This is a genomic window from Pseudomonas sp. G2-4 (assembly GCF_030064125.1).
Classification (GTDB): domain Bacteria; phylum Pseudomonadota; class Gammaproteobacteria; order Pseudomonadales; family Pseudomonadaceae; genus Aquipseudomonas.
The window spans coordinates 4,054,296-4,071,489 of sequence record NZ_CP125957.1; the positions used below are offsets into that span (position 1 = coordinate 4,054,296).

Sequence of the window (17,194 nt, forward strand, 5' to 3'; positions counted from 1 at the left end):
GATTTCCCCAAGATGCTCCATCATGAGCTATCGTTCATGTCACGCATTTCTGATGACTCGCCGGGAACCCATTCATGAGAGATCTGCCACCGACCGCGACATTGCGCGCCTTTGAAGTCGCCACCCGGCACGCGACCTTTACCGCTGCTGCGCAGGAGCTGCATGTCACTCAAAGCGCGGTCAGTCACCAACTCAAGCATCTCGAGGACCTCTGGGGCCTGCAATTGTTCGAGCGTGGCAAGTCCTTAAGCCTTACGGCAGCGGGGGCTACGCTGGCGCCGATCGTGCGGGAATTCTTCATGAGCCTGGAGGCGACCCTGGGTGATCTACGCGAGCAAAAAGACAGGGTCCGACTCAAAGTCAGCACCACGTATTCCTTCGCGCTGAAATGGCTGCTGCCACGCTTGCCGAGTCTCTCCCGCCTGCATCCCGAGCTGTTGGTTTCGCTGGACACCACGGACAAGATCATCCACTTCTCCAGCGCCCAAGCCGATGTCGCGATCCGGCTTGGCAAGGGCATTTACCCGGGCCTGCATTCGGAGTTCCTGTTCGGCGAGCAGGTGTTCCCGGTGGCAAGTCCTGACCTTCTGCAGCGCTTCGGGACACCGCGCAACCCTGCCGAATTGTTGCATTACCCGCTGCTGACGCGAGATGGCGCCGAGATGGTACCGAGATGGGAGGACTGGTTTCAAAAGATCGGGCTGGAGTTTTTGCCGCTCAAGGAAAGCGTCAGGTTCGGAGATACCAACATGACGGTGGAGGCTGCCTTGCTCGGCCAGGGCATCGCCCTGGTGCGCAGTGGGCATGTTGAAGCCGAAATCAGCGACGGCCGCCTGGTACGGCTGTTCGAAGTCCCGTTCCCCTCACCGCTTGCCTACTATTTCGTCTGTCCACGGGGCATCGAATCGCAGCCGCACATCGTCAGCTTTCGCCAGTGGTTGATGAGTGAAGCGCTGAAAGTCCAACGCGCTTATGGGTGATGCATGAGGTTTTATTCATGAAGCAATGAGGAGACTTCTCTGTAGTCCCGGCAGTTGGCCTGCTTAAAATGGCGCATGCCTACTCATATCACCTTGCTGGTTCTTTTCGCCGCGCTCCTGCATGCCAGCTGGAATGCGCTACTGCGTGGCGGCGCCGATCGGCTGTGGTCAATGACGGTCATGTGCATCGCTGTCGCCATCGCCAGTGCCGTCGCCGCAGCGTTCATGGCTCCACCAGCGGTTGCCAGCTGGGGCTATGCGGTGCTTTCGGCGGTGCTGCATGTTGGCTACAACCTGTTTCTGGTGCGCAGCTATAGGGTCGGCGACCTGGGGCAGACCTATCCAATTGCGCGTGGATCGTCACCGGTGTTGATCACCCTGGGCGCCGCCGTCTTTGCCGGAGAAAGCATCGTTCCCAGCGCGTTACTCGGTATTGTGCTGGTGTCAGGCGGAATTATTTCGCTGGCCTTCAGGGGTCGCAACCTGTCGGTTCCCAGCCTGCCCTATGCGCTGGGAACGGGCTGTTTCATCGCTGCCTACAGCGTCACCGACGGCATTGGCACCCGGCTCTCCGGCGCGCCGCTCGCCTACACCGTGTGGATGTGCGCCTTGTGGGGCGTGTTGATGCCTATGGTGTACATCGGCGTACGCGACGCTCGCAGTCTGTTCTCCGTCCGGCCCGGAATATTGACCGCGTTGTTCGGCGGGCTGGTCTCCTTGCTGGCCTATGGAATTGTCATCTACGCCATGAACGAAGCGCCCTTGGGCGCGGTATCGGCATTGCGCGAAACCAGCGTGCTGTTTGCAGCGTTGATTGGCTACGTGTTCCTCGGCGAGAAACTCACCGCTCGCCGGCTCCTGGCGTGCGCAGTGATCGCCAGCGGCACCCTCATCATCGGCTGACACGAGCCATTTCTCACCGTTGCAGGAGGTACTCTCGATGGAAAACGTCTCGCAGGCACCGCTGATTCTGATAACCGGTGGCAGTCGCGGAGTGGGTGCCGCTACCGCGCGGCTAGCCGCCACACAAGGCTATGACGTCGCGATCAGCTACGTCGCTAACGAGCCTGCGGCGCTGGCTGTAGCGGCGGATGTAGAGGCATTGGGACGCCGGGCGCTGGTCATGCGGGCCGACAGTGCGGACCCCGAGCAGGTCGCCGATTTGTTCGCGGCCATTGATCGCTCGTTCGCACGCATTGACGTATTGGTCAATAACGCTGGGGTACTGGCGCCCCAGTCCCGCCTGGAGGACCTTGGTTTCGAACGCATGCAGCGCATCTTCGGGGTCAATGCCATCGGTCCGATTCTGTGCGCCCAGCAGGCGGTGAAACGCATGTCTTACCGTCACAACGGTCCGGGCGGCGTGGTGATCAATGTCTCTTCGGCATCGGCGCGCCTCGGCAGCCCCAATGAATATGTCGACTACGCAGCGTCAAAGGGCGCACTGGAGACCTTCACCATCGGGCTGGCCAAAGAGGTGGCCCGGGAAGGGATACGCGTCAACTGCGTGCGCCCCGGCCACATCTACACCGACATGCATGCCAGCGGCGGCGAACCGGGACGGGTCGATCGCGTCAAGGACTCGATCCCTATGGGCCGGGGTGGTCAGCCGGAGGAAGTGGCGCGGGCCATTCTGTGGCTGGCCAGCCCGGAGGCTTCATTCGTGACCGGTACATTCCTCGACGTGACCGGGGGAAAATGAGCGGGTGCGCGCCAATCAACCGGATGCTGTAACCGGGGCCGCCAGCCGCTTGCAGCCATACCCGCGATGGTCCCGGCGAGCGCATAGACACCTGCGCCAAGCACATCGCCAAGAATGAACAGGAACCACATCGGACCGATTACAGCGCGGTGCAAGGCAGGTTGGGATGTGGGTTGGCTCATTCATGGGGCGACTCGGGCGGCGGATTGCTCTAAGCGATCATCAGGCAAGGCGCCGGATGAGACGCGATTCTCCAATAATGGAAAATTTTTACGACGCCAAGGCTCCTTTCGTAGACAACCACCCAGTCGAAAAGCAGAACCGGTCACAAGCCCTGTTTATAGCGGTCAGGTTCGATGAAGTTGAAAAGCCTTATTGATCAACCAGCCGCCAGGAGCTTCTTGACTTCAGCAATGATCAAATCGATGTTGAACGGCTTTGCCAATACGGCATTGAACAATTCCGGCTTCTCCATTCCGATGTGTGCTTGCGCGCCACTCATCAAGATAATCGGCAAGTGATTGACGGAAGGCAAGGCGCGAACCGCCGTGGCGAATTCGAGGCCGTCCATGACTGGCATCATGAAGTCCGTGATGATCAAGGAAGGCCGTTCGCGCTCCAGTACCTCAAGTCCTTTTTGCCCGTTGCTGGCTTTTACGACCATGAAGCCCTCATCCTCCAGCGCGTAGCCGATAATATCTGCGATCAAATACTCGTCGTCGACGACCAGGATGGTGGTCATATCAATGCGACCCGAATCCAAGACTTAGGACGTTGAACCAGGCAGCGCTGAACGAGTGGAGACTGGTGGTTCATTTCTTGAAGCCTTTTTCAGATCTACGTCTTGGTCACGGATAACCACCTCGAATCGCGAGGGGTCATAAGCGCTATCGCGTACCTTAAGAATTGAAATTGTTCTGCTTAGTTCAGAGCAATTCTCGAAGAAGCGCATCAGTATCAGGTTATCAACGATGCTGGACAGGTCGGAGTTGGGGGAACTGACCTCGGAACCGAACAAATCGCGCATTTCCCAGGAGGCCAGCACCGTCACCCCCCTGGATCGCAGCTCGTTCATCAATGCACTGTAAAAGTCAGTAATTCGCGCAGGATTCGTCGAAACCCGGGTCATGCCGCTCAGGCTGTCAATGAATAGACGCTTGATGCCCTTTTCTTCTACCAAGCTCAACAACCGTGCGCCCAGCCCGTCCAACAGACCTTCGGTGGTGGGCTGCCAGGCAATACTCAGCGCACCGCTTTGCTCCATGCCTTTGATGTCGATTCCCAACGATTGGCCCTTCAGGCGCAACCGCTCCGGGCTTTCATAAAAACCGAAATGCAGGCCTGGCGCTTCCACTGTCGACTCACTCAGAAACTTCAGGCCCAGCGTTGTTTTACCGATGCCGGAGGGGCCCATGACCAGGGTCACGCTGGAGCTGTACAGGCCGCCGCCGAGAATATTGTCCAGTGAGGCAATACCACTGGCGATACGCGTCATGTCGGCACTGTCATTTGACGATGGGCGACTGTAAAGGCTCTCCAAGCGTGGATAGACCACCAAGCCGTTATCGTTGATCTCGCATTCATGGAGTCCCGTCAGGGCCCCGCTGCCTCGGGTTTTGCGCAGCTGGATACGACGCACGGATCGAGTGCCATACAGCTCTTCGCCCATCTCAATGACGCCATCGACCATCGTATGTTCGGGGCTGCCGTCGTCCAACCGGGAACTGGTTAGAAACAACACGGTACAGCCAGCGAAAGCAGCATGGCCTTGCAACTCGGAAATGAATTTCTTGGTGTCGATGGGTGAGTCGGCTTTTGAGCGCGCATTAAGCAAGCCATCCACCACCATCACCGTCGCTTTTTGACGGCTGATCTCGCGTCGAAGCAGCTTCACGACTTCATCGAGGCCCTCGTTTTCCAGGGTGTCGAAGGCGCTGACAAACTGGATTTCAGCCCCCACCATGGAGGCATCGAAAAAGCTCAATGTCGAAAGGAACTGGAAGAGGCGGTCATGGGACTCGGCCAGCAATGTCGCAACCAAGACACGACCACCATTGCGGGCGTGATGGAATCCGAGTTGATTGGCCAGGATAGTCTTACCAGACCCTGGACGGCCCTGAATAATATAGGAGGAACCTGAAACCAGCCCTCCCTTGAGCAGAGCATCCAGGCCTTCGATTCCACTTTGAAGGCGATTTAGCGTTTCCACAATGCGACCCTGATCTGAAAAAAGCAGGCTGTTGAAGCCGAATGGATGAATGCTAACTCCATTTTTACGCGGGAGCCATCCACTTGCAGAGCCTAACAGCACAACCCACTATCCAGAGTCCCCTGGCGCTTGATCAGGTCCCAGGCTAAAGGCAACACTTCAGTGGGCGAACCCTATATCAGCAGCACCAGTCTCAGCCGCTCAATACAGCCTTGAGCAATGGATCATTCAGGTACGCGACATTCAATCTCGTCCATGGATTTATACGCGACTGCTCCGGAGAAAAAATGTGCCCAGGGGCAATCATGAACCCCCTCGGAAGCAGTCGACGGGTTAGCTCCCTTGCATCGTCAATGTGAGGAAACCTGACCCACAAATAGAGGCTTTGCTCCGGCCTGATGAATACTTCGGCGCCAATGTCATCCAGCATCTGCAGCCCTGCCGTGGTGGCAATTTTCAGCCGCTCTTGTAGGCGGATCAGATGTCGCAGGAAATGTCCCTCCGTCAGGATGACATCGACGGTTCGTTCACAAAGCTCCGAAGTGCTGGTGTGCAACAGCATTTTCAGGTCGCCCAGTTCATCTATGACGTCTTTGCTGCCTGCGATAAATCCAACCCTCAATGCCGCAGACACCGATTTTGAGAAGCTCCCCACGTACAGCGAGCGTCGCAACTGATCCAGCGCCGACACCTTGATTGCCGATGCCGGTTTGAAATCTGCCAAAGCGTCGTCGTCCACCAGGATGAAGTTGTGCTCTTGCGCTAGCTGAACCAACCGATGGGCTTTGCCGGGGGAAATATCGGATCCCGTCGGGTTGTGCCCGACAGACTGCATGAAAAATAATTTGGGCTTATGCACAAGCAGATGCTGCTCCAGCACGTCCATGTCCGGCCCATCGGGCAATCTGGGTACGGATAGCATCCGGGCGCCTTGTAATTGCAGCTTGCCGAATAGCGGGTAGTAGCCTGGATCCTCGACAAAAACGTAGTCCCCGGGCGCTATAAACCGGCGGATTATCAGGTCCAGTGCGTGATTGGCCCCATGGGTGGTGACGATCTGGCGAGGGCTTGCGGTAATTGAGTAGGTCGCCAGTTTTTGCACCAGATGTTGACGAAGCGCTGCATTCCCCAATCGGTTGCCGTATCGGAAAAGCGTCGTTACGCCGATACGCATGACTTGCCGGGTGAACTTGTCCAAACGCAAATCCATCAGCCACTCTACGGGTGGAAAACCTTCACCAAGTGGCGAGTGACCAGGTTCACGGACAAACTGCTGCCGCATGAGCCAGATGGTGTCCATCGCCCGGGTGAAAGGTAGCGGCTCCTCCGGTTCGTTACTGCTCGGAGCTCCTTGTTTGACGAAGAAGCCCTGCCCATGGCGCGCTTCAACAAGTCCCTGGGAGGCCAGCGATTCATAAGCGTTGATCACTGTGTTTTTCGAATGGCCAAACAGGCGCATGCACTCGCGCAGGGACGGCAACCGGTCACCGACGCGGTAAGTGCCATTGCCGATTTGCTCGACCAATGAGGCCGTCAGCTGCTGGGCCAGTGTCAGCCGCGCCATCGTAATTGAACCCCTGAACCAATTATTCACCGAGGGTACAGCTTAGGTACTGTCTGTCCAAACTGTACCTTTTTTACGCTGACACATGCGAATAGGGTGACAGCCATTCAATAACAATCACTGCGCCAGGACTCTTCACATGAGTATCGATTCCCGCCTCCCCACGTTTCGCAGCCTGTCGCCCGCCGAACGCCTGGCCCATTTGCAAGCGCTGCTTGGGCTTCCAGAAGCGGATGTTGCCCTGCTACGCGATGCCGGCGCCCTCCCCTTGGAAATTGCCGACGGCATGATCGAGAACGTGATTGGCAAGTTCGAATTGCCCTACGCCGTCGCGAGCAACTTCCAAATCAATGGTCGTGACGTAATCGTGCCGTTGGTGGTTGAAGAGCCGTCGGTGGTCGCAGCGGCTTCGTTCATGGCCAAGCTGGCACGCGATGCCGGTGGTTTCCAGACCTCCAGCTCTCTGCCGCTGATGCGCGCCCAGGTGCAGATTGTCGAGGTCGAAGATCCCTTCAATGCACGTCTGAGCCTTTTGCGGCGCAAAGACGAAATCATCGAACTCGCCAACCGCAAGGATCAACTGCTTAACACACTGGGCGGAGGCTGCCGCGACATTGAGGTGCACACCTTTGCCCAGAGCCCTCGCGGGCCGATGCTGGTGGCCCACCTGATCGTGGATGTGCGCGATGCCATGGGCGCCAACACCGTGAACACCATGGCTGAAGCGGTTGCCCCGCTGATGGAAGAAATTACCGGAGGCAAGGTACGACTGCGCATTCTGTCCAACCTGGCGGATCTGCGTCTTGCCAGGGCCCAGATCCGCATTGCCCCTGAGCTGCTCACGACCGCAGCCTATAAAGGCGAAGACGTCATTGAAGGGATTCTCGATGCTTATAACTTTGCTGTCATCGACCCCTATCGTGCAGCCACCCACAACAAGGGCATCATGAATGGTATCGACCCCCTTATCGTCGCCACGGGCAATGACTGGCGCGCGGTGGAAGCCGGCGCTCACGCCTATGCCTGCCGTAATGGCCATTACGGTTCGCTGACCACGTGGGAAAAAGATGGCAAAGGTCATCTGGTGGGCACCCTGGAAATGCCCATGCCTGTCGGCCTGGTCGGCGGTGCCACCAAGACTCACCCACTGGCTCAACTGTCGCTCCGCATCCTGGGTGTGAAGACGGCGCAGGAACTGGCCGAAATCGCGGTAGCAGTCGGCCTGGCTCAAAACCTGGGCGCACTGCGTGCATTGTCGACTGAAGGAATTCAACGCGGACACATGGCTTTGCATGCGCGCAACATTGCACTTTCCGCCGGTGCCAAAGGCGAAGAGCTCAATTGGCTGGTCAAGCAGATGGTTGAGGCGAGTGATGTGCGTTCAGACAAAGCGGCTGAATTACTCAAGCAAAAGCGCGCGCAGTGATGCCCTTCTCGCGACCCATGGCCTTGTAGAAACGAATCAAACCGCATCTCTTCACGTTCATAACAATAAAAGCCCGCAGGGGCAGTGGGAGAACCCTGATGAAACCCGAACTGTTTGAAGTCTGGGGCGACACGGTAGACGGTCGCCACTTGATCTACTCCATTGGCATCGGCGCAATCGTCAGCCTCGGCACGTTCTTCCTGGCGCAGTATCTGTTTGTCGGCTGGGTAGACTCTCTGCAGATGGCCCGTGCATACGCGATGCTGGTGGGTATCGTGGGTTGCCTCGCTGGCGGAGCCGTCAGTGCGTCGCTTTTCAAACCCAAGCGCAATGTCGTAGAGCATCTGGCCGATCCGGCGTGGCGTTCAAAAATCCTGATCGAATTGGAGAGTGAATACGGCCCCCTCGGCAATCTGGCTGACCTGCCGCCAGCCACGATAGCGGAGCTGCGTGAAATGGATCTTTATGATCTGTTCGCGGATTACGAGAAAGGTCAAAGCAATTGCGCGAAAAGCTTCGATGCCCCTCCCATCGCCGCTGTCAGCGCGGGAAGCCTCAAAGGTGACCGACCATGATCGCGCCCCTGCTGGATCAGATCCTGATTGCGTTGGGCATGGGTATCCTGGGGGCGGTGGTTTTTGCCGGGATCGGGCTCATTTCGGGTAGCGATGAAACCACGACGCTCGCCCCGCTGACGTTGTTGGTCGTTCTGCTGGGCGTTCCTGCCGCCGGTGTGCTGACATTCTTCCTGGCGGGCGCGGTGGCCAAACATATGACCCATGCCGTACCGACGGCTCTCCTGGGTATTCCGGGCGATACCATGGCGACGCCACTCATGCGCGAAGCCAATTTCTTGCGCAATCTGGGCGTACCACACATTGCACTGCGCAAGATGATTTCGGGGGCGGTCATTGCTGCGTTGATTGCTGTTCCGGTGGCCGTGCTGTTCGCCGTGATGCTCGCGCCGTTCGGTGACATGATCAAGCGTGCTGCACCTTGGGTTTTCCTGTGCGCAGCGGTCGCTATCGCATGGTTTTCCAAAGGTCGCATGGCGGCGGTGCTGACGCTGATCCCTTTCGTCATGGTGATCGTGGCCCTGCAAAGCATCACCGCTCAGTATGGGGTCAAGCTCAGTGTCAGTTACTTCCTCGGCATTGCCGTCGGTCCGTTGATCGCCGCCCTGTTCTCCATGCTCGCGCCGGCCGAGCGAGAAACAATGCGACGCCAGGAGGTGCGCACCTTTTCCTTGTCTCCCGACGTAAAAAGCCGGGGCGGATTTTTCCCTAATCCGCTCAGGGTGTTAGACAGCAAACAAAGCCTGTGGACGGCCATCACTGCCGTAATCTCCAGCGCCACCTTCGTGTTCAGTCCGGTCGCCATGACCGTCATCATGGGTGAAGTCGTCGGCGCGAGGGTCAAGCACGTCTACCATCGGTTGACCACAGTCATCACCGCTCGAAACGGGGTGACCGAATCAACTTACCTCGCCGAAGCGTTGATCCCGCTGATCGCGTTCGGTCTGCCACTTAGCCCCGTCGCCGCGGGCCCGGCAGCGCCACTCTTCAATGCGCCCCCACGCTTTAGCGTCGACACCGCGACGGGCGAGGTGCACAACTTGCACTCACTGCTCAACACTTGGGAGTTCCTGGGGTACGGCATGTTGGCAGTGGTCATTGCCATTCTGATTGCTTACCCGTTCACCATGAATTACGCGCACAGAGCAGCATCCTATGTGTCGCGCAAAATTAGCCACGAAGCCGTGATCTCGACATTTGTTGGCCTGCTGCTGGTGATTGGCATTTGGGAAGGCGGCTTCCTGGGCTTGCTGGTCATCATCACCATCGGCCTGCTCGGCGGATTTCTCTCACGCTTCTTGGGCTTCAACATTGGCGTCCAGTTCATGGGCTATTACACCGCCGTACTCACGGTTCCGGCTCTCGTCGCCCTGACACACGCATGATTTCCAGCAAACCAAACAACTATATTCAGGTAACCATCATGCATAAAAGATTCTCACATCCCTGTTGTTTAAGAACGGAACGCATCAACCTTGAGTCCAAATCGACTCATTTTGTTGTACAGCCCGCCACGAGACACATTCAACCGTTGAGCAGCCAGACGGATGTTTCCGCGCGAATCTTTGAGGGCGGCGATGATTGCATTCATTTCATGGGTGCCGAGGTCCAGGGCCGTTCGAGGTTCAGGGGCACTTCCCCACGTCGGGGGTCGCCCTGGCTGCCTGATCTCCAGCGCCAGATCGCTCGGTTGGATCAGTTCGGTCATCGCCAGGTTGGTCGCCCGCTCAATGACGTTTTCCAACTCGCGGACATTGCCCGGCCAATGGTAGGCGCCAAGAATATCCAACGCCGCCGGTGAAAGGTCCTGCATCGACTTGCGTAGAGAACGGGCACAACGCGCAAGAAAATGCCGTGCCAGCAACGGCACATCGTCGCGGCGCATCCGCAGTGGCGGCACCGTCAGGTTCAGCACGTTGAGTCGGTAGTAAAGGTCTTCACGAAAGGCCCCTTCGGCCACCGCTTGACTCAGGTTGCGGTGGGTGGCGGCGATGATGCGAACATTGACGTGCAACGATTTTTTTGCACCCACCCGTGTCACCTCGCCTTCCTGCAGGACGCGCAGCAAGCTGACCTGCGCATCAAAGGACATGTCACCGATTTCGTCGAGGAAGATCGTGCCGCCATCGGCCAACTCGAACTTGCCTGCCGAGCCTCCACGAGCCGATCCGGTGAAGGCGCCTTCGACATGACCGAACAGTTCACTCTGCACCAGGTCACGGGGAATGGCTCCACAATTGACCGCCACGAAAGGGCCGTCACAACGGTCGCTGGCATTATGGATCGCCTGGGCAAACAGCTCCTTGCCAGTACCGCTCTCGCCGAGGATCAGCGTGGTCGAATCACTGCGGCTGGCAATCCGGGCCAGGTGCACGGCATCCTGAATAGCCCGTGAACGGCCCAGGATGGTTTCGAAGGTGTAGCTGGCCTGGGTGCCAATGATCCGCCGGGTGATTTCCCGGATGCGCCGGTTTTCACGCAACGAAACAATGCGACCGCCTTGCTCCAGCGGACAGACCGACACCAGGCAGGCCAGGTGGCCGCGGTCGGGCAATTCAAAGGTGCAATCCAGGTCTCGCACCCCTTCCCCGCCCGCGAGCAGGATTGCATCGGTCAACTCGCTTTGTCCCAGGCTCTTGAACGGACTGCCGAGCAGGTCGCGGCCCACGCGGAACAACTCTCGGGCGTAATGGTTGAGGGCTTTGATACAACCCTGCTCATCCAACACCACCAAGCCCTCGTTGAGCACCTCAAGGACTGTTTGTTGTTCTTCCAGCAAGGCTTGCAGCGTCATCTGCCTCGAGACCGCTTCGGCCGCGGCCTGGACAGTGCCCAGGGTATGGAAATGAAACCAGCCTGGCTCTGCCGTCAAGGTCAAGATACCCAGCGTCCGACCCTGAACATCCCTGATCGGAGCGGCGGCGCAATGCATGCGGCGCTCGCGCAGTCCCAGCCCGAAGTTCTCCTCGGCCAGCACATACACCAACCGCTCTTCAGCAATCGCCAACCCGGTGCAATTGGTTCCCTGTACCGATTCCAGCAGTCGACTGCCTATGGGCGTGATGTCCAGGCCACAGAAATACAACGTCGTGCCTTCGATATCGGTCAGATTGATATGGCCCTTTGGGTTGTAGGCGAGCAAGCCGTGCATGACTTGCGCCGCTGCGGCGATCAGTGGCCGGTTGGCTGCCAGTGTCGCGGTCAGGTCGGCGGGAGCGACAAAACGGTACTCGCCATCTGCCGGATCCAGGCCGGCATTGACGCTGCGCAACCAGGACTGCCAAATCACCCGCCGGATCCCGACAGGCCGATCTACGCGCCCCCGCAAGCACGCTCGCCAAGCCTCATCCAGCACAGTGATTGGCCCTTCGTTCAACGACGCAGGGCCAAGCGTGGTGAGGTAATCGCGGTCTTCGGCACTCAATACTGCAGGTGGTTGATTCATTATTCGGCCGCATGTCTATATTTTTGACATGACAGTATAGACATGTAATAGAAATGAACACTCGTTCAGCCACGAACGAATAAAATCCACCAAATATCAATAGGTTAACTTTTGGCACAACGCTTGCTCCCTGCTTACCCAGACGAGGACATTCTTACCGCCGAGTCGTAAAAACAATAAAGGGAGTCATGTTCATGAGCACATCCAAGACCATTCGCCTTGGCCTCATCGGCGCCGGCCGCATGGGCAGTTTTCACGGCCTGACCGCCGCCCGGTACATCCCCGGCGCATGCCTCGCCGCCATCGCCGATCCGACCCCCGGCCAGGCCGCGCGCCTGGCGGCGGAACTGGACGTGCAGAAGGTCTATGCCGATCCGCAACAATTACTGGATGACCCGGACATCGACGCCGTGCTGATTGCCGCCCCGGCCCGCAGCCATGCCGAATTGGTGATCAATGCGGCCCGGGCCGGCAAAGGTGTGTTCTGTGAAAAACCCATGGCCATCACCCTCGACGAGGCCGACCGCGCCATCGCCGCCGCTGCCGATGCACAGGTGACGCTACAAGTCGGCTTCAACCGTCGCTTCGCAAAGAGTTTCCGCACCGCCCATCTGGACGTGGTTGCCGGCCGGATCGGTACGCCACAACTGCTGCGCTCGCTGACCCGCGACCCGGCGCTGAACAACCCGGCCGCATCGCCGCAATGGGTGATCTTCCTGGAAACCCTGATCCATGACTTCGATACCCTGCGCTACTTGAATCCAGGTGCCGAAGCGGTTGAAGTTTTTGTAATGGCCGATGCCCTGATCGCACCGGACTACAAGGACAACGGGTTTCTCGATACAGCAGTGGTCACGATCCGTTTCGACAATGGCGCCATCGCCACGGCCGAGGCCAATTTCCAGGCCGTGTATGGCTACGATGTCCGCGGCGAAGTGTTCGGCAGCGCGGGCATGCTGACCATGGGCAACGTTAACGACTCTGACTTGCTGCGATACCTGGCCAATGGGGTCCAGGCTGACACCCAGCGCATGGACACCGACTTGCTGCGTGATGCCTATGTGGCCGAGCTCAACCACTTTGTCAGTTGCGTGCGCAACGGCGAAAAACCTCTGGCCAGCGGTGAAGATGCCCGGGCGGCACTGGCCATTGCTCGCGCCTGTATCGAGTCCTTCCAACTGGGCAAAACAGTGCGCGTGCAAGGAGCTCGTTCATGAGTTTCACACCGTTCAAACTGGCGATCAGCGCCGAGATGGTCTTCCTCGACCTGCCCTTTACCGAGCGAGTCAAACGCATCCATGCGCTGGGCTTCAGCGTCGAGATATGGAACTGGACGACCAAAGACATCCAAGCCCTCGTAGCGACCGGCGCGGATTTCACCTCCATGACCGGCTACATCTCGGGCAACCTGACCGATCCCGAGGATATCCAGCAACTGCTCGACAGCGCCGAGGAATCCTTGGCGGTCGCTGCTCAATTGGGTTGCCCCAGCCTGAACCTGCATGGCACCGGCCTGGGTGATCGGGGATTGCCGGTCAAACCCGTTGCCCAGACCACCGGCCGCATGTGGTTGAGCGCCTGCAAGACGCTGGAAAAAATCGCCCGCCTGGGCGAAGACACCGGTCGGGTGTTCCTACTGGAAAACCTCAACACCGAAGTCGACCACCCGGGCACGCCTTTCGCCCGTGCCGACGATACCCTGGCGCTGATCGAGGCCGTGGGCAGCCCACACCTGAAGATGAATCTGGACCTCTATCACGCACAGATCGGCGAAGGGAACCTGATCGAACTGATCCAACGCGCCGGCAGCGCCATCGGCGAAATCCAGGTCGCCGACGTCCCTGGCCGCAGGGAGCCCGGCACCGGCGAAATCCACTATCCCGCCATTGCCAGGGCCTTGTTCGGCATGGGATACAGCGGTGTCGTCGGCCTCGAAGGCTGGGCCAGCGGTGACAGCGAAGTCGCGCTTGAGCGTTTCAGACAGGCCTTCACGCTTGATGGATGAAGCCCGCGCCGAAGTCAAAACGTGTGGCAGATTTCTTCTCTCGGTGACGTACTACTCATAACAACAAAAGGAAAACCATCATGCCTCGTTGCACACTGCTTTTCGCCACCCTGCTGTTGCTTTTCAGCCAATGGGCCGCCGCCGATTATCGCATCGGCGTCAGCATCGCCAGGGTCGACGACAACTTCATGACTTACGTGCGTAACGGCCTGGACGAGGCCGCGAAAAAGGAAAACGTGCAGATTCAATTCGAGGACGCCCAAGGCGATGTGGTGCGCCAACTCAACCAGGTCCAGGGCTTTATCAACCAGAAAGTGGATGCGGTCATTGTCCTGCCGGTGGACACCTCCGCCACGGCCAACATCACCCGCGCCGCGGTCGAGGCGAAGACCCCGCTGGTCTACGTCAACCGTCACCCGGACGAGCGTACCTTGCCCAAGGGTGTCGTCACGGTAGCGTCCAATGACATTGAGGCCGGACAGCTGCAAATGCGCTACCTGGCCGAAAAGCTCGGAGGCAAGGGCAACCTCGCGATCATCATGGGCGACCTGGCGCAAAACGCTACCCACGACCGCACCGAAGGCGTCAAACAGGTGCTCAAGGATTATCCCGGAATCAAGATTGTCGAGCAGCAAAGTGCCGAGTGGCAGCGCAACAAGGGGATGGACCTGACCAGTAACTGGTTGTTGGCTGGCAGCCGTTTCGATGCCATCGTCGCCAACAACGACGAAATGGCCATCGGTGCGGCCATGGCCTTGCAACAAGCCGGCAAAGCCAAGGGCGAGATCGCAATCGTCGGCATCGACGGCTTGCCTGACGGTCTCGCGGCGATCAAGCGCGGGATGCTGGTCGCCTCGGTATTCCAGGACCCCAAGGCTCAGGCGACCAGCGCGGTACAAGCGGCGCTCAAGATGATCAAGGGAGAACCGGTCGAAACAGACGTCTGGGTGCCCTTTCAGTTGATCAAGCCTGAGCAATTGGCGGTGTTTGAGCAACATTACAAATAGCGGCCAGCTCAACACTTCGCCGCGGTCCCGGCAGGGATCAGCGGCGACTCGCAAAGCGAATCCTGTTTCGTCTATTCCTATTGAGCGACGCAGTGCGTCATGTAAAACGCGCCTGGTCACTGCCCACCCGACTCCAGAATTCTTCGGCAGATTGACTGAGTGGCGCCGTTGGACGAGTCAGATGAATTTCCAGAGGTATATCCCAGCTTTCGTCGAGAGCCCTGACTAAGCGTCCATCCAGTACTTCTTGCTCGGTAAGGCTCTTGGGCAACCAGGCCACACCTTTGCTTTCCAAGGCCATGGACATGAGTACCGCTGCAAGGTGGCTGCTAAAAAGGGGTTTGAGGTGAAGGTATTCCTCTTTGCCACGTAGTCTGTGAGTGACGATACGCCCCAATCCGGACTCGTGGGTGTATGCGAGGTATGGCAATGCCGCAGGCGAGGTGCCGAAGTTAGCGTAGGCACTCGCAAGAGGAACGAGAACGTCTTCACCCACCTTCTTTCCGATGAACTGGTCAGGGGCCAGTAGAGGTGGAACGTCGGGATGGCGGTGGCAGAGCAGAAATTGAACCTGACCATGTATGAGCATCTGCTCACAGGCAGCCATGCTAGCTGAGTGCAGCTGCACAGCCTCGATTGGAGCACCGCTCTCCGAGCTTCGAAGCCACTTGGGGAAAAATGTAAACGACAGGGAGTGAGTGGCCGCAAATTGGAGCGATTTGGCTGCCATTCCAGCTATTTCTTGAGCCTCGTTGCGCATTCTGTATAAGCGCCTGGCAGCCTCCTGGGCACTGGGCAAAATTTGCCTGCCTGCCTCAGTAAGCGTCGCGCCTTGTGGCGTTCGAACGAACAATTGCACCCCCATCCAGGTCTCCAACGAACGCACCCGGCGACTGAATGCGGGCTGGGTAACATGCCGCGCCTCAGCCGCCCGAACAAAGCTGCCGTACTCCGCAAGCGCTGAAAAATCTTCAAGCCAAACGAGTTCCAAGGGCCATGCCTCCTGTGCATAGGGTGCGGCATTAATAGCATTGGGCGGGTAGCATCGCAAAGCATAACGTGGGGTCATCAACAACAAGAGGACCCCGTCATGCGTATCGTAGACATCCGTGAAAAAACTGTTTCGATAGCCTCCCCAATCGCCAATGCCTATATCGATTTCTCGAAAATGACCTGCTCGGTTGTGGCCGTCATCACAGATGTGATTCGCGATGGAAAACCTGTCATCGGCTACGGTTTCAACTCCAATGGTCGTTATGGCCAAGGCGCACTGATGCGTGATCGCTTCCTGGCGCGAATCACTGAAGCTGACCCGGATACGCTCGTCGATCATGAGCACAACAACCTGGATCCGTTTGCCATCTGGAAAACCCTGATGACCAACGAAAAACCAGGCGGCCACGGCGAACGCTCCGTTGCGGTGGGTACCATCGACATGGCTGTCTGGGATGCCGTCGCCAAGATTGAAGGCAAACCCCTGTATCGCCTGCTGGCCGACCGCTACCGCAACGGTGTGGCAGATGACAAGGTCTGGGTCTATGCGGCGGGCGGCTATTACTACCCTGGCAAAGACCAGACCAAGCTCAAGGCAGAAATGCAGAGCTATCTGGATCGGGGCTACGACGTCGTCAAGATGAAGATCGGTGCGGTGCCGCTGGACGAAGACATCCGTCGCATCGAAGCGGTACTTGAGGTGGTTGGGGACGGTCGTCGATTGGCGGTCGATGCCAATGGTCGTTTCGATCTTCAGACGGGTATTGCTTACGCGGAAGCCATCAAGAAGTACAACCTCTTTTGGTACGAAGAGGTTGGCGATCCGCTTGATTACGCATTGCAGGCTGAGCTTGCCAATCACTACGAACTGCCCATGGCCACCGGGGAAAACCTGTTCTCCCACCAGGACGCCCGTAACCTTCTGCGTCACGGCGGCATGCGCCCTGATCGCGACTACCTACAGTTCGACTGTGCTCTGTCCTACGGGCTGGTGGAGTACATGCGCACCCTGAATGTGATGGAAGAAATGGGTTGGTCTTCTCGCCGTGTCGTTCCGCATGGTGGTCACCAGATGTCCCTGAACATCGCAGCAGGACTGCATCTGGGCGGCAATGAGTCTTACCCGGATGTGTTCCAGCCTTTCGGCGGCTTCGCTGACGGAATCCAGGTGGAAAATGGTTATGTCGGCCTGCCGGACATTCCAGGTGTTGGCTTCGAAGCCAAGTCCGCTTTGTACGCCGTAATGCGTGAGCTGGGCGAAGGCTGATCACTCTCGTTCTGCGGTCTT

At 58.2% G+C, this 17,194-nt stretch carries 15 protein-coding genes and 1 pseudogene; 10 read left to right on the forward strand and 6 right to left on the reverse strand.

Annotation, left to right across the window (positions count from 1 at the left end; genetic code table 11):
• Positions 1 to 74: 74 nt before the first annotated feature.
• From gcvA to QNH97_RS17645, 3 genes are all read left to right on the forward strand, one after another.
• Complete coding sequence (gene gcvA / locus QNH97_RS17635) at positions 75 to 980, forward strand: transcriptional regulator GcvA (protein WP_283553162.1); 906 nt, start codon at positions 75 to 77, stop codon at positions 978 to 980.
• Between the two features lie 75 nt (positions 981 to 1,055).
• Entirely contained in the window at positions 1,056 to 1,883 is an 828-nt protein-coding gene (locus QNH97_RS17640; RefSeq protein WP_283553163.1) for an EamA family transporter, read from the forward strand.
• Positions 1,884 to 1,920: 37 nt separating this feature from the next.
• Positions 1,921 to 2,682, forward strand: a complete 762-nt coding sequence (locus tag QNH97_RS17645) for an SDR family oxidoreductase (protein WP_283553164.1) — start codon at positions 1,921 to 1,923, stop codon at positions 2,680 to 2,682.
• Positions 2,683 to 2,711: 29 nt separating this feature from the next.
• Here QNH97_RS17645 and QNH97_RS29565 read toward each other — a convergent pair.
• The 4 genes and pseudogenes from QNH97_RS29565 to QNH97_RS17660 all read right to left on the reverse strand — a co-directional run.
• A pseudogene (locus QNH97_RS29565) lies at positions 2,712 to 2,864 on the reverse strand (amino acid permease); the annotation flags it as partial.
• Between the two features lie 197 nt (positions 2,865 to 3,061).
• The gene (locus QNH97_RS17650; protein ID WP_283553165.1) at positions 3,062 to 3,424 is read right to left on the reverse strand and encodes a response regulator; all 363 of its coding nucleotides are present in this window, start codon (positions 3,422 to 3,424) and stop codon (positions 3,062 to 3,064) included.
• Positions 3,425 to 3,448: 24 nt separating this feature from the next.
• Entirely contained in the window at positions 3,449 to 4,894 is a 1,446-nt protein-coding gene (locus tag QNH97_RS17655) for an ATPase domain-containing protein (protein WP_283557503.1), read from the reverse strand.
• A gap of 190 nt (positions 4,895 to 5,084) precedes the next feature.
• Positions 5,085 to 6,455, reverse strand: a complete 1,371-nt coding sequence (locus tag QNH97_RS17660; RefSeq protein WP_283557504.1) for an aminotransferase-like domain-containing protein — start codon at positions 6,453 to 6,455, stop codon at positions 5,085 to 5,087.
• Positions 6,456 to 6,594: 139 nt separating this feature from the next.
• Here QNH97_RS17660 and QNH97_RS17665 point away from each other — a divergent pair, with 139 nt between their 5' ends.
• The 3 genes from QNH97_RS17665 to QNH97_RS17675 all read left to right on the forward strand — a co-directional run bounded on the left by QNH97_RS17665 (position 6,595) and on the right by QNH97_RS17675 (position 9,841).
• Positions 6,595 to 7,881: a hydroxymethylglutaryl-CoA reductase, degradative gene (locus QNH97_RS17665; RefSeq protein WP_283553166.1), complete on the forward strand. Its 1,287-nt coding sequence runs from the start codon at positions 6,595 to 6,597 to the stop codon at positions 7,879 to 7,881.
• A gap of 98 nt (positions 7,882 to 7,979) precedes the next feature.
• Positions 7,980 to 8,456 carry a hypothetical protein gene (locus QNH97_RS17670; protein WP_283553167.1) on the forward strand — a complete coding sequence of 159 codons (477 nt, stop codon included), beginning with the start codon at positions 7,980 to 7,982 and terminating at the stop codon, positions 8,454 to 8,456.
• Positions 8,453 to 9,841: a tripartite tricarboxylate transporter permease gene (locus QNH97_RS17675; protein WP_283553168.1), complete on the forward strand. Its 1,389-nt coding sequence runs from the start codon at positions 8,453 to 8,455 to the stop codon at positions 9,839 to 9,841. The genes QNH97_RS17670 and QNH97_RS17675 overlap by 4 nt, the downstream gene beginning before the upstream one ends.
• A 68-nt stretch (positions 9,842 to 9,909) precedes the next feature.
• Here QNH97_RS17675 and QNH97_RS17680 read toward each other — a convergent pair whose 3' ends face one another.
• Positions 9,910 to 11,901: a sigma-54 interaction domain-containing protein gene (locus tag QNH97_RS17680; protein WP_283553169.1), complete on the reverse strand. Its 1,992-nt coding sequence runs from the start codon at positions 11,899 to 11,901 to the stop codon at positions 9,910 to 9,912.
• Positions 11,902 to 12,095: 194 nt separating this feature from the next.
• Between QNH97_RS17680 and QNH97_RS17685 the strand changes: the two genes are divergently transcribed.
• From QNH97_RS17685 to QNH97_RS17695, 3 genes are all read left to right on the forward strand, one after another.
• A complete protein-coding gene (locus QNH97_RS17685; protein ID WP_283553170.1) occupies positions 12,096 to 13,118 on the forward strand; it encodes a Gfo/Idh/MocA family oxidoreductase in 1,023 nt (340 codons plus the stop codon).
• Positions 13,115 to 13,906, forward strand: a complete 792-nt coding sequence (locus tag QNH97_RS17690; protein WP_283553171.1) for a TIM barrel protein — start codon at positions 13,115 to 13,117, stop codon at positions 13,904 to 13,906. Before QNH97_RS17685 ends, QNH97_RS17690 begins: the two co-directional genes overlap by 4 nt.
• Before the next feature lie 80 nt (positions 13,907 to 13,986).
• Positions 13,987 to 14,913 (forward strand): sugar ABC transporter substrate-binding protein, encoded by a 927-nt coding sequence (locus QNH97_RS17695; protein WP_283553172.1) that lies wholly within the window; start codon positions 13,987 to 13,989, stop codon positions 14,911 to 14,913.
• A gap of 97 nt (positions 14,914 to 15,010) precedes the next feature.
• Here the strand turns inward: QNH97_RS17695 and QNH97_RS17700 are convergent, their stop codons facing one another.
• Positions 15,011 to 15,904, reverse strand: coding sequence for a LysR family transcriptional regulator (locus QNH97_RS17700; protein WP_283553173.1), 894 nt, complete (start codon positions 15,902 to 15,904; stop codon positions 15,011 to 15,013).
• A 99-nt stretch (positions 15,905 to 16,003) separates the two neighbouring features.
• Between QNH97_RS17700 and QNH97_RS17705 the strand changes: the two genes are divergently transcribed.
• Positions 16,004 to 17,173: a mandelate racemase/muconate lactonizing enzyme family protein gene (locus QNH97_RS17705; RefSeq protein WP_283553174.1), complete on the forward strand. Its 1,170-nt coding sequence runs from the start codon at positions 16,004 to 16,006 to the stop codon at positions 17,171 to 17,173.
• Positions 17,174 to 17,194 lie beyond the last annotated feature (21 nt).